The following is a 23526-nucleotide window of genomic DNA, read 5'->3' on the forward strand; positions in this document are numbered from 1 at the left end:
CCTTAATCTTGATTCATAAAATATAGTAGGGTTTGCAGTTGACTGGTTAAGTCAACATATTGCACAACCACATGTCGAGGAACTGATAGATGAACAGGTGAGAAACACAGTATTCCTTGGATACCAGCCTCGACTAAAATATCAGCAACTTCTTGAGCTTTGAGACTAGGGACTGTAAGAATAGCAGTAGTAATCTCATCTTTTGCAAGATGGTCTTTGATGGTTGAAATGGCATAAATTGGAATACCATCAGGAGACTTTGTGCCAACTAGCTCATTATCATCAGTATCAAATGCCATGGTAATTTTCATCTTATTACGCTCATGAAAACGGTAATGAAGCAGAGCTTTTCCAATATTTCCCACGCCAATCAGTGCAACATTGGTTAAGGAGTGGTCATTTAAAATATCAGCAAAAAAATTCATCAGCTTTTTGACATCATAGCCAAAACCACGACGACCAAGTTCTCCAAAATAAGAAAAGTCTCGTCGAACTGTCGCTGAGTCAATCCCAATTGCCTCTGCAATTTGTTTTGAATTGGCTTTTTCAATATTCTCTGCATTAAAACGCTTAAAAACACGATAATAAAGCGACAGACGTTTGGCAGTGGCTTTTGGGATATTTCTTTCTAATAAGCTCATATAAATAACCTCCTCATACCTTCATTTACCATTGTAACAAAAAGTTTGTGAAAATAACAACAATTTTTGATAATATAAAACCATCAGATGTTCTTGATACTCCTATCCAGAAGTCAAAAATTGACTTAGATACAGGTGCTAGAATAACCATAGTGAAGATTAGCAAAAATTCACCTCTAAACTAAGTTCGTCAGTGGAGGTACGCCAATCAGTGTTATGACACAATTTTTGTCTCTGTTTACATTTCTTTTTGAAGTTTGATCAGTGTAATCTGTTGAATAAAAAGAGATCTCAACGCAGTTGATAAAACATAGTCTGTTTCATTCGATATCAAACAAAAATCCTTAGAAATACTGGTTTCTAAGGATTTTATGTCTGTTAACTTAACTCTATTCCCACTCAACAGTTGCTGGTGGCTTACTTGTGATATCATAGACGATACGGTTAACGTGATCAACTTCGTTTACGATACGAACTGAGATTTTTTGTAGGACATCCCATGGAATACGAGCAAAATCAGCTGTCATACCATCGATAGAAGTAATGGCACGGATAGCGATAGTGTAATCATAGGTACGCCCATCTCCCATAACGCCAACGGAACGTACACCGGTATTAACTGTGAAGTATTGCCAGATGTCACGATCAAGACCTGCTTTTGCAATTTCTTCACGCAAGATAGCATCAGATTCACGAACGGTCTCTAGTTTTTCTTCTGTAATCTCTCCCATTACGCGAATGGCAAGCCCTGGACCAGGGAAAGGTTGACGCCAAACGATTTCATCTGGCATTCCAAGTTCTGTTCCTAAAGCACGAACCTCATCTTTAAACAGTGTATTTAATGGTTCAATCAATTTAAACTGCATATCTTCAGGAAGTCCACCCACGTTATGGTGAGATTTAATGGTTTGAGCAGTCTCTGTTCCAGACTCAATAATGTCTGTGTAAAGGGTTCCTTGTGCTAAGAAAGCAACATCTTCTAATTTACTAGCTTCATCATCGAAAACATAAACGAACTCATTACCGATGATTTTACGTTTTTTCTCAGGATCTGAAACTCCAGCGAGTTTGTCAAGGAAACGTTTTGCAGCATCTGCTTTAACAATGTTCAAGCCAAACTTACCACCAAGCATTTCCATAACTTGATCAGCTTCCCCTTTACGAAGAAGACCATGATCAACAAAGATACAAATTAATTGATCTCCAATTGCTTTTTGAAGAAGAACACCTACGACGGAAGAGTCAACTCCACCTGACAGACCAAGAAGAACTTTTTTGTCACCTACAGTTTCACGAATTTTTTTGATTTCCATCTCAATGAAATTATCCATTGACCAGTCACCTTTTGCTCCACAGATATTAAGAGCGAAATTACGTAAAATATCTGTTCCGTATTCAGAATGACGTACTTCTGGGTGGAACTGAATACCGTAGATACGTTTTTCAGAGTTTTCAATTGCTGCGAATGGACAATCAGCAGAAGTACCAGTACGGACAAATCCTTCTGGGATTTCTGTGACAGCATCACCGTGGCTCATTAAGACAATTTGCTGTTCAGGAGTCGTAGCAAATAGTTCAGAGTCGGTAGTGTGAGTGAGTGGTGATTGCCCATATTCACGATTTCCAGCATCACTAGCAGGAACAACCTTGCCACCCAGTTTGTGAGTAAGTAATTGCATGCCGTAGCAGATTCCTAAAATAGGAATTCCTAACTCAAAGATTTCAGGATCAATATCAAACGAGCCTTCTTCATAGACTGAATTAGGTCCTCCTGAAAGAATAATCCCTACTGGATTAATTTTGCGTACCTCACTCGCTGTGATTTTATGGCTTTTAAGTTCAGAAAAAACCCCAATTTCACGGATACGACGAGAAATCAATTGATTGTATTGACTCCCATAATCCAGTACGATGATTTTTTGCATGTCATTAAAGTCTGTCATCATGTCCCTTTCCTAAATAAAATTATTTATCCTCCTCATTCTATCACAAAGCTACAGTAAATACAATTAAAGATATAGAGTTATATTGAAAATACTAGGAGATAAGTCGGACCGAAAGTTCTATAATGAAGTTAGCCACCTTACCTTAGTCAAGAATTAGATGTTTCACTATGTTTGAGTAAGTTGATGATTTCATTTGATAACAGGCTTGAAGCTGTTAGGCTAGGTGCCCAAGGCTAATCATAGCCTTGGTTTAGCTGAAAAAACAGCTTCAAGGGTTCCTGTTGTCAAATGAAATCTGATGTAAGGTATAAGAAAACACCTCTGTGCTATACTTGTTGTTCACCACAAACACAAGGAAAGGCACAGAGATGCAAAAGTATTATACACCAAAAGGGAAACATTTGACAATAGATAACCGTCGCTTGATTGAGCGGTGGAAACTTGAAAATAAGTCCAATCGTGAAATTGCAGGCTTGCTTGGAAAGGCTCCTCAAACAATTCATAATGAAATCAAGCGTGGGACAACCTTACAACAAGTGCGAAAAGGGGTCTACAAGAAAGTTTATTCTGCTGATTATGCACAAACTGTTTACCAATCCAATCGAAAACGGTCGGTTAAAAAGATAATCCTAACGAAAGAAATGAAAGAGAAGATTTTACACTATCATAAGCAAAAATTTTCGCCTGAAATGATGGTTAAGAAGAAGCAAGTGAAAGTTGGTATTTCAACTATCTACTATTGGTTTCATAATGGTCATTTAGGTTTGACAAAAGCGGATATGCTTTATCCTAGAAAATGGAAAGCTGTCAAGAAGCAAGCCAGTCCGAACTTTAAGCCAGCTGGTAAATCAATTGAAGAGCGACCGGAGGTCATCAATCTTCGATTGGAAAACGGTCATTATGAAATTGATACAGTTCTACTAACCAGAGCGAAAAATCAGTGTCTTTTAGTCTTAACCGACCGACGAAGTAGACACCAAATCATAAGATTAATTCCAAATAAAACTGCTGAATCTGTCAATCAGGCACTTAGGTTACTAATAGCTGAGTATCATATTTTATCAATAACTGCAGATAATGGTTCGGAATTTAGTCGATTGGTTGAAGTGTTTCCTGAGGAACATATCTACTATGCACATCCCTACTCTTCATGGGAAAGAGGTTCAAATGAAAACCATAATCGATTGATTCGGAGATGGTTACCTAAAGGAACCAAGAAAACGACTCCGAAAGAAGTCGCTTTTATCGAAAATTGGATTAATAACTACCCTAAAAAATGCTTGGACTACAAGTCGCCAAGTGAATTTCTTTTGGGTGGCTAACTTCAACTTGAAATTTGGGGAGATAAGTCGGACTCAGCTGAATCTGTCTTTGCCATATTTAAAAAAATTTGATACTATTAAATGAAACTAGAAGGAGAGAGTATGTTACCTGCATATATTCGTATTCATGATGCTATCAAACAGGATATTGAGCAAGGCATCTGGAAAATTGGTCAACGTTTACCTAGTGAACGAAATTTATCTGAGAATTTTGAAGTAAGCCGTATGACTTTGCGGCAAGCTATCACATTATTAGTTGATGAAGGCATCTTAGAACGCCGTATTGGCTCTGGAACTTTTGTCGCCAGCAGACGTGTCCAAGAAAAGATGAGAGGAACAACCAGCTTCACTGAAATTGTAAAATCACAAGGAAAACTGCCATCAAGTAAGTTAATTTCTTATATTAAAACACAACCTAGTAGCCAAGAGATGCAACAATTACAACTCAGTCCTCGAGAAGCTATCATTAGAATGGAACGTGTCCGTTATGCAGATCATATTCCCGTAGTATATGAAGTTGCTGCAATTCCAGAGAAAATGATAAAAAATTTTAGAAAGGAAGAGATTACAGAACATTTTTTTCAGACCCTCGTCAAAAATGGCTACGAGATTGGGAAAAGTCAACAAACAATCTCAGCTAAAATTGCTGAAAAAGAAGTAGCAGCCTACCTTGATATTGATGAGGGAAAGGCTCTCCTTGCTCTGACACAAGTTTCTTACTTTACAGATGGACAACCGTTTGAATTTGTTCGTAGTCAGTATGTTGGTGATCGATTCGAGTTTTATCTTGAGAACAATTGAATGATAAAGAAAAAAACGAGTCTTACTCGCTTTTTTCTTTATCGAACAACCTTTGCAGAACCCACAACGACATATATTTTGAGGTGACTATCTTCTTCTAAGGGAAAATCAATGTAAATATCATCGTATATTGGATTGATAGAGACTAATTTTAAGCCATATTTATCGCTATAAACTTTTTTGATATAGGTTTCATCGTCATAAGCTATTGCGCAAACTTGCCCAGTATATGTGGTAAGTCCTTTATCTGTTAGGAAAACGACATCGCCATCACAATAATCAGGGGACATACTATCCCCGCTCACAATACTTGCTAAATCACAACTTGGAGGTTTAATTTGAACTTGTACCGTTTGTGTTTCATAATCGTCATAAGAATACCCTCTTCCAGCAGAAAGTTTCGTTACGGTTTGGACATCGTATAATCGACTCGGTAATGAAATAATCTTTTCTTCACTTTTTATTCGTAGGGTATTGGCGTAAGATAGAACTTTTTCTTGATCATTATGGTTTAAATGATTTAGGGTTTTCATAACGTCCTCCGTGATATCACTATGCGGTGTGGATTTATATGCCGTGTCAATATCTGACACATGTACCGAAAAAACTTGGGCTAAAGCTTGTAATACAGTAAATGAAGGAGTGCTACGTAAGTGGATATAATCCGACAGTGTACTGGGTTTGATTCCTACTTTTTCTGCTAGAGCTTTTTGTGTCAGCTTGGCTTTTTTTCGATAAAATGAAATATTTTTAGCAATTTCAGTCATACGCTCATTTTGTTTCATATCTTTATTATAAATTATTCTCAACCAATTTTCAATAAAAATACGAAAAAAACGTATTTTTTAAAAATAGATGATTGTTTAAATATAGCGTCAAAAGGCTTTTTTTGATATAATATTCCTTATGGAAATTGAAAAAACCAATCGTATGAATGCGCTTTTTGAGTTTTATGCAGCTTTATTAACTGATAAACAGATGAACTATATTGAGTTGTATTATGCAGATGATTATAGTTTGGCTGAAATTGCTGAAGAATTTAACGTATCGCGACAAGCGGTCTATGATAATATCAAGCGAACAGAAAAAATTTTAGAAGATTATGAGATGAAACTACATATGTACTCAGATTACATTGTTCGTAGTCAAATTTTTGACGAGATTGCTGAACGTTATACAGGTGATTCGTATTTGCAAGAAAAACTCACCCTCCTAACGAGTATTGATAATAAAGATTGATGGAAAAGGAAGAAAAATATTATGGCTTTTGAAAGTTTAACAGAACGCTTACAAGGTGTCTTTAAAAACCTTCGTGGAAAGAAAAACTTATCTGAAAAAGATGTTCAAGAGGTCACAAAAGAAATCCGCTTAGCATTGCTTGAAGCTGACGTTGCTTTGCCTGTTGTTAAAGATTTTATCAAACGTGTTCGTGAACGTGCTGTTGGACATGAAGTGATTGATACCCTTAATCCTAGTCAGCAAATCGTTAAAATCGTTAATGAAGAGTTAACGACAGTTTTAGGGGCTGAGACATCCGAAATTAACAAATCACCTAAAATTCCAACCATTATTATGATGGTTGGTTTACAAGGGGCTGGTAAGACAACTTTTGCAGGGAAGTTAGCAAATAAACTGATTAAAGAAGAAAATGCCCGCCCTCTAATGATTGCAGCTGATATTTATCGCCCTGCAGCTATTGATCAGTTAAAGACTTTAGGTCAGCAAATTAATGTTCCTGTATTTGATATGGGGACAGAGCATTCAGCAGTTGAGATTGTAGCAGCAGGTTTAGCTCAGGCACGTGAAAATCGTAACGATTATGTTTTGATTGATACAGCTGGACGCTTACAAATTGATGAGAAGTTGATGGAAGAGTTACGTGATATTAAAGCACTAGCTCAACCAGATGAAATTCTTCTTGTTATAGATAGCATGATTGGACAAGAGGCGGCTAATGTAGCAGCTGAGTTTAATCAACAGTTAGCTATTACAGGGGTTATTTTGACGAAAATTGATGGTGATACACGAGGGGGAGCTGCACTATCTGTTCGTCAAATCACCGGTCAACCTATTAAGTTTACAGGTACAGGCGAGAAAATTACTGATATTGAGACTTTCCATCCTGATCGCATGGCTAGCCGTATCTTAGGGATGGGGGATTTACTGACCCTAATTGAAAAAGCATCACAAGAATATGACGAGAAAAAATCATTAGAACTCGCCGAAAAGATGCGTGAGAACACCTTTGATTTCAATGATTTTATTGACCAGCTAGATCAGGTACAAAATATGGGGCCTATGGAAGATCTTCTAAAAATGCTACCTGGAATGGCAGGAAATCCAGCTCTTGCCAATCTCAAAGTGGACGAAAAAGAAATCGCCAGAAAACGTGCTATCGTTTCCTCTATGACACCTGCTGAACGTGAAAATCCAGATTTGTTGACCCCAAGTCGTCGCCGCCGTATTGCAAGTGGTTCTGGCAACAGCTTTGTAGAGGTGAATAAATTTATAAAAGACTTTAATCAAGCAAAACAAATGATGCAAGGTGTCATGTCTGGAGACATGAATAAAATGATGAAACAAATGGGAATTAACCCTAATAATCTTCCTAAAAATATGCCTGATATGAGTGGTATGGACATGTCTGCTTTGGAAGGTATGATGGGGGCTCAGGGAGGTATGCCTGATTTATCATCTTTAGGTGGAGATATGGATATGACTCAACTCTTTGGAGGTGGCTTAAAAGGTCGAGTGGGGCAGTTTGCGATGAAACAAGCCATGAAACGCCAAGCGAATAAGATTAAGAAAGCTAAGAAAAAGCGTAAATAAACAAATAACAAGAAAACGAACAGCTCCCTGTCAAGTGGACAATGAAACAATAAAAGATTAGGCGACGGCCTTGTTCCTCATTTCAAGAGGGGCAAGGCCGTTGTTGCGTTCTTGAAAACGTTAGTGATTGTAAAAATGGATGTAAGCATCAATGTCTGATACTTCTTCAAATCATAGCACCCTGTCTTAAAGTGTCCGAAGAAGCTCTCAATTGGTGCGTTGTCAATACACTTACCAACACAAGACATAAAGCGGTTCATCTGATACTGGGTAGTTAGGCGATAATAATCTTTCGAGGTGTATTGCGATCCTCGCTCTCTGAGAATCAATAGGTTGTCTTTAGACACACCGTGGTGCCTAGCTAACCAGCTAAGTGATTTCCCTTCTTCCAAGTCAAGTGAAGTAGAACAATTTCTAGTTTCTCATAGACAGATTTTGGACTTCTTTTGGACATAATAAAACTCCACTATAAGGGGAGTATATCAAATGAGACAATGGGTTTTCTTGTTATTTTATTAAAATAGTGAACATTTATAGTCATCTTGACCAATTTTTATTTGATATGTTATAATCAAAAAATATGGAGATTAAAGGAGATTATTAGGATGATAAGACAGTTTTTACCACGTCAGCATGTCAAAAGTGTTTTCTCGATTGATTATAAAAACATTTATCAAAAAGGATTTAGAGCTATTCTTTTTGATATTGATGCCACTCTGGTTCCGCACGGGTGTGATGTCACACCAGAGGTGGAATCTTTACTTCAATATGTCCAATCTATTGGCTTTAAAGTTTTATTGATTTCCAATAACTCTGATGAACGGATTAGAATGTTTACTAGAAATGTAGCTGTCCCCTATATCCCCTTAGCTAATAAACCACACCCTGAAGCCTATTTAAAAGCCTTGACTGTTCTAGGCGTCGAAAAAGATAAGACACTGGTTATTGGTGATCAAATTTTTACAGATGTATTAGGAGCTAATCGGGCGGGGCTTGATAGTGTTATTGTGAATTTTTTGCCTCAAAAAAATGAGACTAAATTAGGAAAAAAAAGACGGGTAGAAAAGATCCTATTACAACTTTATCGTTTGTTTGGGCTATATGATCAGCAAACATTTGGAGAGATTGAAAAGAGAGAAGTCTAATGGTAGTAAACAACGTTGTTAAGTTTTTTAGAAAAGAAATTTTATTTTGCGATATCCACCCTATCTGTTATGAGATTTCAACACAGAAAGAAATCTTTAAGCGCCATATTCAAAATATGCAGAGTAAAGATCGTTTTGCAGATAGCTATCAGGCGCAAGCTTTACCTAACTTGGTTTCAAGTTCTCAATCTGGTTTGATTAAGCGTGGAAAAGGGATTGATCCTATTTTACAAGAAAATAAAGCCGTCAATATTAGACTAGCTGGTGAAAAAATAAACGGTATTATCATTAAACCAGGTCAAGTTTTTTCTTTTTGGAAATTAGTAGGAAAAATTTCAGAAAAAAATGGGTATAAAGATGGTAGAGTCATTATCGGAGATAAGATAGAAGCAGGTATGGGAGGTGGATTGTGTAATCTGGCAAATACCTTACACCTCTTGATTCTTCATAGTCCTATGGACGTTGTTGAGTTTCATAGTCACTCGGATGCTTTGGCTCCTGATGGAGAAAAACGGATTCCTTTTGCAACTGGGACATCCATTGGCTATAATTATGCGGATTATCGTTTTAAAAATAATACTGATCAAGATGTCCAGATTTTAATTTGGTGTGATGAGGATCATTTATATGGAGAGTTACGTAGTCAAGTTCCTTTCCCTTGGACCTATCAATTAGTCGAAGAAGATCATCATTTTAAAAAAGAAGGTGATAAATATTACCGTATTTCAAAAATTTATCGTGAGACCTTGGATAAAGACTCGAAGGAAGTACTAGGGCGTTTATTGGTTTTAGATAATCACTCAGAGGTGATGTTTGATTATAGTCAAATTCCAGTAGAACAAATTAGAGAATAAAATAAACAGATATTGCTCAGCAATATCTGTTTATTTGTTAATATAATCACAAACTTTATCAATTTGTTCAGCAAAACTGCCCTCAAAACGATTTTCAAAGAAAGCACTGCCAATTGTAAATGCCCAAGGCGATGCTTCTAAGACCTCATCTAAACGTTGGTAACTATCAATACTTCCAGCTAAACAAACTGGAGCAGGGACCTCAGCGACAAAGCGTTGGTTTAGAAGAACAGGATCACCTGTATAGCGATAGCCTAACAAGTCGAAGCCGTGAACCCCTTTTTCAAGGTAAGTATGTGCTTCTTGGATCATTTCTTCGATAGATCCCTCTAAAATAGAAGGACGTTCAGTAATTTTACCAACAAATGGCATATATTTGAGATTATGTTGCTGACAAAATGCATTCACAGAGTCAAAAAAGATGGTTCCCATCAGGATATCGACACCGCATTCAAGAGCCATTTGAGCCCCTTCTAAGCATTCTTTCTCTGTATATTCAACAACCTCAAGAAATGTTGTTTTACCACAAGATTTCATATAAGCATATAACTTTTTCATCTTTTCTAAAGGTAATGGTTTTTCCTTAAACCCCCAGAATTTAGCCTTTGAATCTTTACATTGCTCGAAAATTTCATAAGCATTTTCAACGGTGCAATCATTATGTGTTAACATAACAATTAATTCAGATTTTTCCAAAACATTAAAATCCTTTCCCAAAATCTCCTAATAACTAGCATATTATACCATGAAAAAGACCGTAATACAATAAAAGGTTAGGATATAAGTGTGTGTCTAAGTAGAGAATAAATTAATATACAACGTGATAATATCTTACTCAGAGATCCCAAAACATTAACTAAACGCTTGAAGATAAAAGTGTGGTGGATCTACAAAAATAATAATAAGTACATTTTTAGCTGATTTTTCCTAAAAAATTTTTTTGGTTATTTTTTAAAAACTAAAAATTTATGAACAATTGACCTAACATGGTCTAAACCCTTGATAATACTGGGATAGAAGCATAAAGTACATTGATTAAAAAATGTACTTTATTTTTATTTTGTACTTTTGAATAGGGTTATTTATTGTACATAATGATTAGCTTACCTTATTCTTTGTATCTCTTTTGAAAAGTACATTTATCATCCATAATTTGATGAAGTGCAGCACTTTCAAAAGTACATTTTTTCAGTTACATTATATTATAAAGGATTTTGGGGGATATTTCTATTTTTCTAAGCTCTTTAACATAATTAAATAGGGTACTAAAGATGAAATTTTGCGAATATAGAACTAGAATCTTTTATTAGTTTAACTTTTATTACGGTCTCGAACTATTTGTCTTTTTCGTGTTATAATTACTTAATAAGGATCTTTGAAATAATATATTCACTGGAGGGAATATGTCAATAAACCTGGAATTTTTAGAGATATTATCAAAGATATTTTGCGGAGATCAAGAAGAGCTATTTCTATATAAGTCAGGTCCACAATTAGTTTCATTCTTTAATAATAATTTCAATTACCAAGATGAATACAGTCGAGGTTTCAATACTCGATGGAGATATGTTTGTGATAAATTAGTCGAACTAAACAATAGCAAAAAGTTGGACTCTTTTATAAATCTCATACTTAGTAAAAATTATATATTAACTGAGCTTAAAACAAGTGAAGTTGATGCTTTTGTTCATCAAGAAAAAGTTATAGTTGAGCTAAATAAAATATGTTCTGTGTATTCACTGGTACTTACTAGGAAAGACAATCGCTTCCACCTTGTTGAGATTGATCAAGATTTGGTTGAGATTGGAAAGGGCGGCTTCGCTAACATATACTTACAAAAATCTACAGGATTAGTGTTAAAAAAATTAAACGATGAATCCGTGAAGAGACAATCTCTTCGGAGTAGGCTGAAGAGGGAGTTTGAAATAACAAAGTCTTGCTCTGAGTTTGGCAATGTAATAGAAGTTTATGACTTTAACGAGGGAAACTGCTCTTATACTATGGAAAGGGCTGAAATGACTCTATATGAATTCATTACTAGTAGCGAGCTCACTAATGATTCAAAGTTGAATATTATCCGTCAAGTATTGCACACTATGTCTTTAGTACATGATAATGGTTATCTTCACAGAGATTTAAGTCCTACCAACATTTTTCAAGTTAAAGGGATAATCAAAATAGCAGATTTTGGATTGGGCAAAAATTTAAATACATTAACGTCCCACCAAACGATGGATACAGCTTCATTTGGTCAACTTTTTTATTGTGCTCCTGAGCAACTTACACTACTAAAGGATGCAGACAAACGTAGCGATGTTTATTCACTAGGACGAATAATAAATTTTATAATGACAGAAACTCCTACTGACTACAATCATTATCTTCGTTCAGTGTGCGAAAAGGCTACTAGCCTAAGTCCAGAATTCAGGTACCAGAATGCAAGTGATATGCTGGAAGCTTTGAATCAATGGATAATAATAAGAAATAATCAAAAATATGAAGAGAATATGTGGTTAAAAATATCAAATAGTATTTTTGATTCAGAAGTAGAAGCATATATTTACGAATTACAAGGTGATGCGATATGTAAAAATTGCATTAGTAAAGGAAGTGTTTTCGTTGATAGCTTGATACAATTTATGAAAATTGATGATCCGCATGCTAATCATATAATTCAGTTAATTTATTCAAATTATGAAAGTCATCTAAGAAGATTTGAAGATGGGGATTCTTTTGCAGTTTTATCTTATAGAGTATTGAAGGGAGATTTTTCATATATTGTTAACGAAACAGCAGCTAAGATTTTGCACTATGTCGCTTATATTGGCGGGAGATTTTATGCACAAGATAAAATTGAAGAGTTAAAATCAATAGGTATTGAACCTATGATAGAATCAATACTAGAAAGATGATAAGGTAGATTTGCTATTTCCATCTTTGTTACTTTTTATCATACGATCTTCATTGTAGTTATTCCAATACATTCGATAATTGTTACTCAAACAATTTCAGAAACCTAATGTTTATCAAAGTGTAAATTGACTCTGTTGTACCTTCAATTGAAAAAATCTATATTTTTACTTGTTAACGCTATATATATTAAAGTAAACACCTTATGAAAGATAGCAAAATAAAAACGTTCCATAGTTGCTTTGACCTTGGAACGTTTTTAATCAACTGAGTTATAGGCAATTTCAATAGTTATTATCAAATAAACCAAAGACTTTTTACAAATGGTATCATTTATTTCAATAATTTGTAATGAGAACTTCGATTGTTTTAGCGTTTTTTGCCTTTGACTGATAGTTCGAATTATTATAGTTAAAGTTTAGTATATGAACATTATAGTTTTCTACCCATTTTTTTAGCAATTTATTTTCAATTCCTTTATGAACTAGAATATTTGATAGTGCAAACTTTATTCCTTTAGCATTTAATTGATCCAGATAACTCAAAAGATCTTTTTCATCAGTCTCAGACCACCCTCCGTTTTCATTATATGTTGCAGTAGATATAAGATAGGGTGGATCTAAATAAATGAAATCACATTCATTGAAGTGCTGTTGATTTAGAAATTCTCTAAAATCTAGCGAAGTAAAAGTTATTTCACGTTGTTTTAATGCTTTCATGAATTTTTCTAGCTTAATCAACATTTTTTGATTAAAGTCTCTTTTTCCAGTAGGCATATTAAATTCACCTTTGCTATTAAATCTTATTTGATTATTGAACCCATAAATTATTAGAATGTAAAATATCAATGATTCATGGTCCCTGCTGAATTTGTGATTATTATAATCACTTCGAAGTTTTAAATATGATTCTTGATTAATTTCTTTTAATCCAGTAGATGAATTTACTTTATAGAAATCATACCCATAATACTTAGAATTTGACAATCCATATTTAGAAATTATTTCCTCTATATACTCTACTAATTTGTAATAATCTTCTTTCCTAAATAATTCATAAAGTTCAATTACTTTTTTATTAATGTCATTTACAAAATATCGATTTGCTTCTACATTAATTGTGACATTGGCACCTCCAGCAAAGACATCATAGAAATTATTAATATCCTTTGGAAAAAGAGGGAGTAGCTGAGATATTAGTCTAGATTTTCCACCTGTATAGTTAATCGCTGATTGGCTGAACTTTGCTTTCTTTGTTTTGGGAGTAGATTGTTCAACTTCACACAAATAAAGTATTTCTTTATGATTATCAATATTTGTTTTACCCGTTGTAAATACTTTAAATGGAGTTTCAAATACTTTTACAGTACCTTTAGATTCTAATATAGTCACGATCTCTTCGTTTGAAATTTTTGCATTTGATCGGCCGCTACCCTTTTTTGCCATATTGTTATATGACACTAAAATATATTTCGCATCTATGTTTTTTATTAATGCCTCGAATTCCATGCGTGCTTTGGAAGTTGAATATTTGGATTTAATATGACTTCGATCAACCATTTTTAAAGCAACACCTGTTAACTTTGGTTTCTTCCAATCAATAATATTCTCAAGGAGATGATAAGCATCACCATACTGTCTAGAGTTGTAAGGTGTATCAATATATACTAGATCGGATTGAATTTTTTTAACTAATTGGTTAGCATCTTCACAATAAATTTCATTGTTTGAATTTTTGTTGTATTCAGGTACTTTTAAATGAATAGGATTTAATGTATCCATTTTCTTTCTATAAGCATCATAATGACCTACTGTATTAGCTACTTTGTCCATTGCATATAGCAGAGATGTTAACAAGAAGGATTTCTCCCTACTGTTAACATCATAATCTTCTATTTTTTCTCTAATAGCACCTATTTTTTTTGCGTTCTCATATGAAAAATATTTATTACCAAAATTGACAGAGACATAATTATCATCGGTAGGAGAGAGTGAGTTCAAATCATCAATAATATTTTTGACTTTATCGTAATCAATAGGTTCATTTCCAAACCAAGTATTAAAGTTTACCACATTTGAATGTAGGATGTCATTTACAATAACTTTCTTTCCTTGACGTCTAAATAAATCAGACACTACACCCGTCCCACCAAAAATGTCAGCTACAGTATTTATACCAGAAGTATTAGTAGTCACTACCTCATTAATAAAATCTAACATTTTCTGTTTGGAACCTAAATATCTTCTGTTTTCAATTTTTAACTGACTATTATCAAGGTTAGGAAGATTATTTTTAATTGTTTTATTTTCTATTATATTTTTTACATTCGCAATATCTTTCTCAGACCACTCGTACCAATTTCGAAAATCTTTCTTCGGTGCTTCTAAGATACCTTCATTTATCCAGTTATGTATAGTTTGGCGTGTTAAATTAAATTTTTCTTCTACCATTCTTGTTGTATATTTCATTGTATCCTTTCAAGCAACTATGCATCTATCTATTTTTACAACATAAAAGTATAGCATATTATTGTCATTTTAGCGAATATTTGTTTTGTTTAAAGAAAAGGAAATTATAGTAATATTTAAAGATAACATTTAAAATTGTGATATAATTAATCAAAAAGGAGATATTTGGATGAAAATCAAAGAAAGTTCAAAATTCAATCTTTGGAATACAAATGGCAGAAGAAAAGATATTACCGATGCATACACAAAATACCTCACAATTTTAGATAAAGAATTTGAAAACGGGAATTATACATGGAATAATTTTCCGAGTAGTATTGGTCAATATATTTTTTACAAAGAAGCAGTCCAATCGAGTCCGGAAGTTTTTAAAGATATAAACAAACTAGAAAGCTTTGATAAAATTTTGGAAAACGAAGATTATTATGAAGCATTTAAAAAATTAGATAAAACAAAATTCGAAAGTCTGCCAAACGGAAAAAAACTTCTTACAGACTTAGATCAAAATATTGAAGCAAGAGCAAGGCATTATACCAGCAATCTAACTAAAATAGGGTTTGCATACAATAATAGGCAAATTACGCCAGTAGGTAAATTATATTTAAATGAAAAAATAAGCTATTTCGATGATTTCGAAAAGCTTTTGCCAATAAATTCAATAAATTTAATATTATTGAGACAATTAGCTAAACTGAGAATATACTCTTCAGATGGAAGCAAGTACTATTCTCCAATGAACTTGCTGTTATATATTTTATTAAAATACGAAACTGTTTCGGATTCGATATTATTTAAAATTATAGAGCTACTAAATCCTAAATTTCCAGTTGACCCAGATTTATTTTTGAGTGACGTTTTTACAACTAACTTTGAAGAAGTACAGCTTTCTTACAACAACAGGATATCTGGAGATGATAATACGACAATACCTAAAAATATTATGCAATTTGGGGAATTTTCTAAGTATTTTACTAGTCAAAAAGATTCAGACCAGATTAAAGTTTACTACGATTTCTATCTTAGAAACTACATTTTCAATTTAAATAAAACACAAAAAAATTTAGATAAACTAATAGAATTACTAAAAGATAGTAAATCTGGGCCAATAATAAAAACAGCTTTTGGCGGTAAAACGGCTGTTTATAATTTACGAAAAACCCGATTAGAAGATTTTCTTTCCGAAAATGAAGATAGAGTATTTTTAACCGATGGAATAAATAATTCCATGTATTATTCAGAATTTAAATTCAGTAAACGAAACTCTGATGTCCGAGAATACAACAGAAATTTCAGAAAAGTAGTATTAGCAACCGGGATTGTTCATTCGAAAAATGGGATAGCTGAACTAGCTTTCAAATCTTTATGGAGTAAATTTTTCGATATTGAACAACTCAAGGATAAAATTTTTGTGGCCAGTAGCAAAGAGTGCATGGAATCACACGAACTTAGTTACAATTCAGACTTTTATAAAAATATTACATTATCTCAAATTTATAAAGTAGAGGCATTCCAATTAGGAAAAATAATTCAAGAAATAATTGAAGAATTATCCGTGTCAAATGTAGATGAAGTTAAACAAAAATTAAAATCTACTGTAGCACTAGAATTTGAAAAATTCGTTCAAGAAAATTTTCCAAAAGAAAAAGTATTGGAGATACTTCCTCTATTTTCAAATAGAAACAATGATAAGATAATTCAAAAAATGGTTGGTGTCGATTCATCTGTACCAACTATATTTGAATATATTGTAGGTTTGGTATGGTATCACCTGAGTGATAAAAAATATGATTTATACTCTAGCTTTAATTTGACAATGACAGCTGATTTTTTACCAGAGAAATTTGCAGGCGGGGGTTACGGAGATATCGTTGTTAGATATAAAGATGAAATAGTTCAGATTGAAGTTACTTTAATGGATAAGAATTCTCAAAAAAGAGGTGAATGGGAGCCTGTTCTTAGACATGCTACAAATCTAACAATAGACGAAGAACCGATTCCTGTTACTACTCTATTTGTTGCAGATGAGCTTGATGAAAATACTATAAATATATGGCGAGCAATTGCAACTGTTCCTCTACAATCAAGTAGAGTTGTGCAAACAAAAGGTAGAAGAGCCGAAAATGTCAAAATAATGCCGTTAAAAAATATGGAATTATTGATGTTGATAAATAATAATGTTACCAGTAGTCAATTACTAACTAGCATCAGAAACTCTTTTTCTGCCCTACCTCAAGAATTTGATCTGCACTGGCGCGAGTCAATTTTAGAATTTTAAAGACTCAAAAAAGATTTTTTAAGTCTGAGTGAAAGGTGTTAAATTTTATTTCTCAATCGGTTTAAAATGTCTAACAATCTCACCAATTATTTCAGGTTTTTCTTCAAATGGAGCGAAAATTGTGTCATATTTATTATTGATAGGCATGAACTTGTAGTATGTGCTATTCTTATAAACTCTCCTAAACATAGGTTGTCCATTAAACACAACTAAATAGAGTTTGCCGTCTTCAACTACATTTGCAAATTTTAGTAGAACAACCTCACCCATAGGTATCTCAGGCTCAAGGGAGTCATCTTGCATCCAAAGGGCAAACTGATACGGAGTCTTTGTGTAATCATAGTTCAAAGTGAAGCTAGGAATTTTACTGGAATCATTCAAGGTCTCTAAGAATGAATCCATGTTGTATGTCTTATATGGATATTTGGTTGCTGAAGATGGAATATTTACCTCTTGTTGTTTTAGCATTGTAGCAGCATATTCAATCAACCTTCCTTGAAGGGCAGGGTTTAACTTATTGAAAATAGTAAGCAACTCCCCATAGGAGTAAAAATAGTGAACATCTACATCGAAAACTTTAGCAATCCTTTCAAGGTTTGCCTCACTTGGAACAGATTTCCCAGTCTCCCAATTGGAGATTGCAACTTTAGAAACTTCTAGCAATGAGCCGAGTTTATCTTGGCTCAATTTTTTATTTATTCGTAAATCTTTAAGACGTTCTCCTAAAAACATTTTAGCCTCCTGTTTACACAAAATTATACAAAATGTAACTTTTGTTAACTTTTTACTTTACAAAAAGTATATCAAAAAGATATAATATACGCAAGAAGTTAAGTTGATAATTAACAAGAAAGGCATTTGATGAAGTTTTCTCTTTACAAACATTCATTGATTCTAGGTGATAATCGCATAGTAACCAAACAGTTTATTGTTCTGAAACATACCGATGGCAGTTTGCAATTCACAAATTTTCATCGGTATGTTAAAACCTCATCCAAGATAAAGTCTATCTCGGATGATGGTAATAAACGTTTTTCTTATGTGACGAAATTTTTAAACTATGTCTTCGGAGAGATAAAGATAACAAGCCTAGATTACTTAACACTTGATATGGTGAGAGAGTTTCTGATGCATTATGGCTTAGGAACCTTGCCTGGTGATACCAAACACAGAAAGAAAAGTACAGTGGAGATCTGTGTAAACACCGTACTTGATTTTTTAACACTCTACCTTGATGAACGAAAAGGGAAGGCAGTGCTGACATCAAAGGAACTCTATACGACTGCCTCCTTTACAAATAAGCGAGGAAGGTTAATCAAGCGTAAGGAGCCTAGTTTTGAGGTATTTTATGACGATAGCAACACTGAACAAGTAATCTTTCGTGACATGCCAAATGCTGCCTTTGAAATGCTTTTTGCCCATATCGCCAAAAATCACAAAGACTTACTCATGGTGGTTGCACTAGGGGCGTTTGTAGGTTTACGACCATCGGAGGCTTGTAATGTGAGAAGAGAGGATAGTCCGTTAGGTCCAGGTATTATTTTCCATCAAAGCTACGGTGAAACTTTCAAAGTTGAAATAGACTTAAGAAAAGAAATTCCCCTCAGAAGCGATTTAAAGCCCACAGGACGCATCAAGAAGGAGCGGATGCAAGCAGTCCCATATATCTTTCTAGAAGTGTTTTTGGACACCTACAATGATTATATGGCGTATCTGGAAGGTCAGAAGTACGAGAAGGACTACGGACCACTGAATTTGAACAAGCAAGGAAAGGCTCTGACTTATGATGTCTATTATCAGCGTTTCCGAAAGATTATTCGAGAAGAGATGATTCCAATATTCCTTAACTCAGATGATGAAGAAGTTGTGTTTTTCGGCCATTTATTGCAAGAGCATAATATCTCACCTCATATCTTCAGACACTGGTACACAACACAGTTAGTTCTTTCTGGTGTGAATGAGATCAGTGAGTTGATGTCGGCAAGGGGTGACAAATCTCCTGAAAGTGCTTGGGTGTATCTACAAAATAAAGGTGAGATAGCTAAACAATATACACAAGTTAATAGCGGGGTGTTTGATTATCTTAGTTGGAGAGCAAATGATTTATTTGGAGGAGGAGAGTAGTGGCAGTCGATTTAAAAAGATTTCTTGAAGCTCTTTTAATAGAGTTAAATGCAGATACTCCAAAAATGAGAGAGGAGATTAGTCAATATTTATTAGATAATAAGTGGTTTTATATTGGGATAAATAAAGATAATCAGTGTATTAAAGATCATGATACTCAGCTTTTAAAGAAGCGAATAGTTAGCTTTTTGACAACTGAGCCTGGAATTGAATCGATGGAGGCAATTTTTAAACAAAAATTTCCCATGTCACATCAATATTTTAAAGAATTTGCAACTGTTAATAATCTTGAAGAAGCTAGTCAATTTTATCTGATGGATTTTCTTTGTTATTATTTGGAGAAGGACATTTTTCTTTATAATGATCGTAACCTTGAAAAACTCATTGAATACGCAACCGAAGCACTAAGTAAGTCTCATGGTAAAGAGTTGATATCATTTTCTGATTGGTTATTAGGGAAAGGTGTGACACATTACAGAAACTCTTATGTTATGACGAATCGTTATACACTTGAAGATAAAAACGGAGCATACGAGTTGAATGACTACTTACAATTGATGTTTTATCTTTTTAATGATGACTATATTCAAAAAAATAACATGCTTTACCTTGCAGCCCAATCTAAAGATTACGCTGACACTTGGCTTTATCTTGCACTCCATTTTATATGTGCCTTAAGAACTACAGATTTGGAAAGAATTGGACACCCCAAATTATCTCGTGTTCCTAACGACATACTAAGGGCAGTCAAGAATGGTACTTGGACTACTGGTGAGGCAAGGCGAACACTCCTTAGTATTACCACAAGATTAACATATCTCAACATTACTCCAAACAAGACTAAGAGAGCTTCAAATGTCAGCCAATTGAAATTCCATGTGCCTGAGAGCTGTCAGGTGCTGATTGGAACACTCCTGGCTATCTGTGAGGCACATTTTCAAATAGCAAACAAACAAGCTTCTGAGTCACCTCTAATCAGAAAGATATCCGACTATGAACGAATTCATAGATACATGGGAGAAGAAATTGGATGCTTATTTTTAGAAAGAAACTTTAGTAGCCGTTCAGCAAATAAATCATATCTCCAAGCTGTTGCGATGCTCGCCGATGATGTTATAGAGGAGAAATCTGAACTCAACATAAAAGGGTATTTCTTAGCAGCCTTAGCTAGAAGTCACAAAGGCTCTTACGATGAATTTGCTCAAACGACGTCAACATACTTAAAGGATGCTCAATTAGGGCAAGTGCAGCCTGAAATGGTTGCAAAAGAACTATTTGAGAGAGGTGTACTATCAATGGTTCCTTCAATGTTATTGACGATTGTAACGAGAGGCAAGTACAAAGAGCTGACTCCAAGTCAACAAACACGGATGATTCAAGAATTAAATCTGACACCTGCGGAAATAGAAAAAACTTTAGAAATTAGTATAAGAGCTGATTCTCGCTCGCAGAATGCGCTAAAAACAGTTATTCAAGAGCAGTTGAGTCCTCAACAATTATTGACAGTTTGCCATAGAATCGGTAATGGAGAAGCATTTTCCAAACAGGCCGAAAGCATGTGCTTGTTATCCGCGCTTGGTAAACTTTGCCCCTACATAGACAAACAGCATTGTGTAGGTTGTCAATATGAATTACAGACGAAATCAACGCTTTTGCTTCTCATCGGAGAATTTAATCGTTTGAACCATCGTTATAACGAAGTAAAAGATGATTTAGAAAAAGGAAAGATAAGGGCAATATTGGAATTGCAGTTGAAGCCCTGTTTGACTGAAATGCTACAGTCGCTGTCTGAACAATATGGTGATGAAGTCTTGAATGACTATGAGGAAATAATAAAGGAGTTGATCCATTGATTACGGAAGCAAAGCTATTTCAAACCATAAAAAGTATTACCGAAATCGATCAAGTCATGGTTGATAAGGCACATGTGTATTTTAAGGACTATTATGAAAAAGATATCATTCTTACTCCTGATTTTGAATCAGGAAAATGGTTATTAACTAATGAATATGCTAATGTGAATTTTCTCTTCAATGTCAACAGATTTCAATATGAACGATATTTTGAGACATTGATAGGTTTTACCTACCATTCATTTATTGAATATTTGAAGTCTTATGTAGTCTTATCTATGGATCAGCATGTCCTGACCACTTTGCAAATCTTTTTACGAGATGTAAAAAGATTAGTAAAAACAACAAAGCAAAATATTGTATCGGATATGGCAAATATCAAATTATCAGCTCCCAACTTATGTTTTGACTTTTTTGCAAGTCTACCTTGCGTTGAAGATTCACAAATGAATCAATTCTTGGAGCAACTAGATCAAGTGATTGCATTGCAATATCAATCAAAATCAAAGCAACAGCGTCAGCTAGCCCAATTTCAGTCCTATTTTGCATTTAACGATATCCTAACTGACTATTGGTCTCAACCCCTCCCTGAAGCTGAAAGGTTGTTTTATTACCCAATTTATCTTTGGTGGCAAATTACAGCAGTAGTTCCCTTACGCCCACGGGAATTTTTATTAACTCAACGAGATTGCCTATCTGAGAAGAATGGTAAGTATTACCTAACTCTTAGAAGAAATAACATAAAAGGAAGAGAGAAGGCGATTTCACATAAAATTACTGAAGACTATTACCTAACGACCTATGAGATTCCAAATAATCTTGCTCAATCTATCCAGCATTACTTAAACTTAACACAAGATTTAGAGTCAACAAAATTAAATACACTTTTTGTAACCGATGCGCATTACCAGCGTTGGAATAGAAAGACAGGTATCAATAACCGCTTTTTAACGTATCAAAATATCAACACCATATTAAAGTATTTCTTCAAAGAGATTATTGAGGAGAAATGTGGCTATCAAGTACATTACATCGATCCTATATCACGATTGGAAGATAAGGAAATTAACTTTATCCATATCGGAGACACTAGACATATTGCAATGATCAACCTAATTGCTGAAGGGGCTAGCCCAGTAACTGCAATGTTGCTTGCAGGTCATGATAACGTAGCAACTTCGTCACATTATTTTTCAAATCTTAGTCAATTCATAGAATGTCGAAGTTATCAAGTTTATCGTAAGCTAACCAGTTCTCAAACTAGCTATGAAATTAGCAAATCTCAGCCTAGATATACAGTAGGAAAGGCGTTTGTTCAATTAGAAAACAAAGGACGGTGCTACTCACCGAGGTTTGCTTCGGGTGATTACTCAGATTGTCTAAAAGTTATCAGTAATCATGCAGAACTTGGAGCTTGTACGAGTTGTCCGTTCTATCGCAAGGCTGGAAAAGAGTATTTTTCAATGGATAAGACTTACAAGAAGTCAGTTGACCAAGAAGCCCTAATTGTTGATGAAGCTGTAAAACGAGTCAGACAAGGCAAGGGGAATTTGGAAGATATTGGGGAGGCACTTTTAAAGCTATCGTCTGTAAGCCACTCGTATCAAGAGTATTTAGCTGCGAAACAAATATTTAAAGCGGAGGGGTTAAATGGCTAGAAGAAGACTAATTTCTGATGAAGACTTATTCGAGAAATTCGAGGAATATATCTTAAATGAGTGTTCAAACGATATTTCTTTGTTCAAATTACCAAAATTCGGTGATTACCTGAGAGCTACAGGTTTTCCCGAAGTTACCGATACTACCTTGAGGCGAAATAAAAATTTTCGATTAACTATCGAGAAACGAAAAGCTGAGGCAGAGGATGAAGAATTTCAAACCATCATTACTTACAAGACCTTAGATATAGACAGTTTTATGATGACCAATCGAACACCTAGAGCAATCCGTTCAGCACTAGTTGAACTGAATAAATACTATAAAAGGATTGTTGAAGTGGCTTTAAAGTATAAAGATGAAGCAGAAGTTCTGGTCATTGAGAATAAAAAGTTACAGGAACAACTTGAAACTACAACAAGTAAAAGTGAAGAGTGCAAGCTATTAATGAATGAAATCAGTTCACTTAAAAGTATCATCAAAACTACTGTCTATCCCGAAATTGCTAACGAATTATTAAAAGCTGATGGGTTATTAAAATCAGAGAATAGAATCATTTCTGATGATTATCTAGCAAGTCAGATTATTACTGCAGATTCGAAAATTGATCTTCAATCAAAATCAACCAGCAAGGATGGAGCTAAAAATAAAATTGTAAATATAAAAAATTTACTAGATAGCAAAACAAATTATTGAGAGATG

General features: G+C 34.2%; 18 protein-coding genes and 1 pseudogene. 12 read left to right on the forward strand and 7 right to left on the reverse strand.

Annotated features, from left to right (window positions below; genetic code table 11):
* Positions 1–2: 2 nt before the first annotated feature.
* On the reverse strand, positions 3–641 hold the full coding sequence (locus ACEE75_RS05445) for a redox-sensing transcriptional repressor Rex (RefSeq protein ID WP_427895286.1): 639 nt from the start codon (positions 639–641) through the stop codon (positions 3–5).
* A gap of 389 nt (positions 642–1030) precedes the next feature.
* Positions 1031–2587, reverse strand: a complete 1557-nt coding sequence (gene guaA / locus ACEE75_RS05450; RefSeq protein WP_427895284.1) for a glutamine-hydrolyzing GMP synthase — start codon at positions 2585–2587, stop codon at positions 1031–1033.
* Between the two features lie 368 nt (positions 2588–2955).
* Between guaA and ACEE75_RS05455 the strand changes: the two genes are divergently transcribed.
* Both ACEE75_RS05455 and ACEE75_RS05460 read left to right on the forward strand, forming a co-directional pair.
* Positions 2956–3909, forward strand: coding sequence for an IS30 family transposase (locus ACEE75_RS05455; RefSeq protein ID WP_172054378.1), 954 nt, complete (start codon positions 2956–2958; stop codon positions 3907–3909).
* A gap of 102 nt (positions 3910–4011) precedes the next feature.
* A complete protein-coding gene (locus tag ACEE75_RS05460; protein ID WP_447574207.1) occupies positions 4012–4710 on the forward strand; it encodes a GntR family transcriptional regulator in 699 nt (232 codons plus the stop codon).
* 38 nt (positions 4711–4748) lie between these two features.
* Here the strand turns inward: ACEE75_RS05460 and ACEE75_RS05465 are convergent, their stop codons facing one another.
* Complete coding sequence (locus tag ACEE75_RS05465; protein WP_447574206.1) at positions 4749–5495, reverse strand: XRE family transcriptional regulator; 747 nt, start codon at positions 5493–5495, stop codon at positions 4749–4751.
* A 121-nt stretch (positions 5496–5616) separates the two neighbouring features.
* On the opposite strand from ACEE75_RS05465, the gene ACEE75_RS05470 reads away from it, so the two are divergent.
* Complete coding sequence (locus ACEE75_RS05470; RefSeq protein ID WP_354369773.1) at positions 5617–5949, forward strand: putative DNA-binding protein; 333 nt, start codon at positions 5617–5619, stop codon at positions 5947–5949.
* A 21-nt stretch (positions 5950–5970) separates the two neighbouring features.
* Positions 5971–7539: a signal recognition particle protein gene (gene ffh, locus ACEE75_RS05475; protein ID WP_447574205.1), complete on the forward strand. Its 1569-nt coding sequence runs from the start codon at positions 5971–5973 to the stop codon at positions 7537–7539.
* 57 nt (positions 7540–7596) lie between these two features.
* On the opposite strand, the pseudogene ACEE75_RS05480 reads toward ffh, so the two are convergent.
* Positions 7597–7868 (reverse strand): annotated as a pseudogene (locus ACEE75_RS05480) (IS3 family transposase); the annotation flags it as partial.
* A gap of 228 nt (positions 7869–8096) precedes the next feature.
* On the opposite strand from ACEE75_RS05480, the gene ACEE75_RS05485 reads away from it, so the two are divergent.
* Positions 8097–8684 carry a YqeG family HAD IIIA-type phosphatase gene (locus ACEE75_RS05485; protein ID WP_449164871.1) on the forward strand — a complete coding sequence of 196 codons (588 nt, stop codon included), beginning with the start codon at positions 8097–8099 and terminating at the stop codon, positions 8682–8684.
* On the forward strand, positions 8684–9538 hold the full coding sequence (locus ACEE75_RS05490; protein ID WP_447574203.1) for a VanW family protein: 855 nt from the start codon (positions 8684–8686) through the stop codon (positions 9536–9538). Before ACEE75_RS05485 ends, ACEE75_RS05490 begins: the two co-directional genes overlap by 1 nt.
* A gap of 30 nt (positions 9539–9568) precedes the next feature.
* Here ACEE75_RS05490 and ACEE75_RS05495 read toward each other — a convergent pair whose 3' ends face one another.
* Positions 9569–10255 carry a hypothetical protein gene (locus ACEE75_RS05495; protein WP_447574202.1) on the reverse strand — a complete coding sequence of 229 codons (687 nt, stop codon included), beginning with the start codon at positions 10253–10255 and terminating at the stop codon, positions 9569–9571.
* A gap of 686 nt (positions 10256–10941) precedes the next feature.
* Between ACEE75_RS05495 and ACEE75_RS05500 the strand changes: the two genes are divergently transcribed.
* Entirely contained in the window at positions 10942–12450 is a 1509-nt protein-coding gene (locus tag ACEE75_RS05500) for a serine/threonine-protein kinase (RefSeq protein ID WP_449173579.1), read from the forward strand.
* Between the two features lie 336 nt (positions 12451–12786).
* On the opposite strand, the gene ACEE75_RS05505 is transcribed toward ACEE75_RS05500, so the two are convergent.
* On the reverse strand, positions 12787–14898 hold the full coding sequence (locus ACEE75_RS05505; protein WP_228380972.1) for a Dam family site-specific DNA-(adenine-N6)-methyltransferase: 2112 nt from the start codon (positions 14896–14898) through the stop codon (positions 12787–12789).
* Positions 14899–15085: 187 nt separating this feature from the next.
* Here ACEE75_RS05505 and ACEE75_RS05510 point away from each other — a divergent pair, with 187 nt between their 5' ends.
* Positions 15086–17191, forward strand: coding sequence for an AlwI family type II restriction endonuclease (locus ACEE75_RS05510; RefSeq protein ID WP_024412099.1), 2106 nt, complete (start codon positions 15086–15088; stop codon positions 17189–17191).
* A gap of 45 nt (positions 17192–17236) precedes the next feature.
* Here ACEE75_RS05510 and ACEE75_RS05515 read toward each other — a convergent pair whose 3' ends face one another.
* Entirely contained in the window at positions 17237–17923 is a 687-nt protein-coding gene (locus tag ACEE75_RS05515) for a helix-turn-helix domain-containing protein (protein ID WP_449173580.1), read from the reverse strand.
* 129 nt (positions 17924–18052) lie between these two features.
* On the opposite strand from ACEE75_RS05515, the gene ACEE75_RS05520 reads away from it, so the two are divergent.
* Genes ACEE75_RS05520 through ACEE75_RS05535 form a run of 4 tightly spaced genes read left to right on the forward strand, consistent with a single transcriptional unit; the run spans position 18053 to position 23520 of the window.
* Positions 18053–19315 carry a site-specific integrase gene (locus ACEE75_RS05520; protein ID WP_449173581.1) on the forward strand — a complete coding sequence of 421 codons (1263 nt, stop codon included), beginning with the start codon at positions 18053–18055 and terminating at the stop codon, positions 19313–19315.
* Complete coding sequence (locus ACEE75_RS05525) at positions 19315–21168, forward strand: hypothetical protein (RefSeq protein ID WP_449173582.1); 1854 nt, start codon at positions 19315–19317, stop codon at positions 21166–21168. The genes ACEE75_RS05520 and ACEE75_RS05525 overlap by 1 nt, the downstream gene beginning before the upstream one ends.
* Positions 21165–22826, forward strand: coding sequence for a hypothetical protein (locus tag ACEE75_RS05530; protein ID WP_321056576.1), 1662 nt, complete (start codon positions 21165–21167; stop codon positions 22824–22826). The genes ACEE75_RS05525 and ACEE75_RS05530 overlap by 4 nt, the downstream gene beginning before the upstream one ends.
* A complete protein-coding gene (locus ACEE75_RS05535) occupies positions 22819–23520 on the forward strand; it encodes a hypothetical protein (RefSeq protein ID WP_321056577.1) in 702 nt (233 codons plus the stop codon). The genes ACEE75_RS05530 and ACEE75_RS05535 overlap by 8 nt, the downstream gene beginning before the upstream one ends.
* Positions 23521–23526: the final 6 nt, after the last annotated feature.

It is taken from the genome of Streptococcus sp. 11273D007BT, assembly GCF_053547195.1.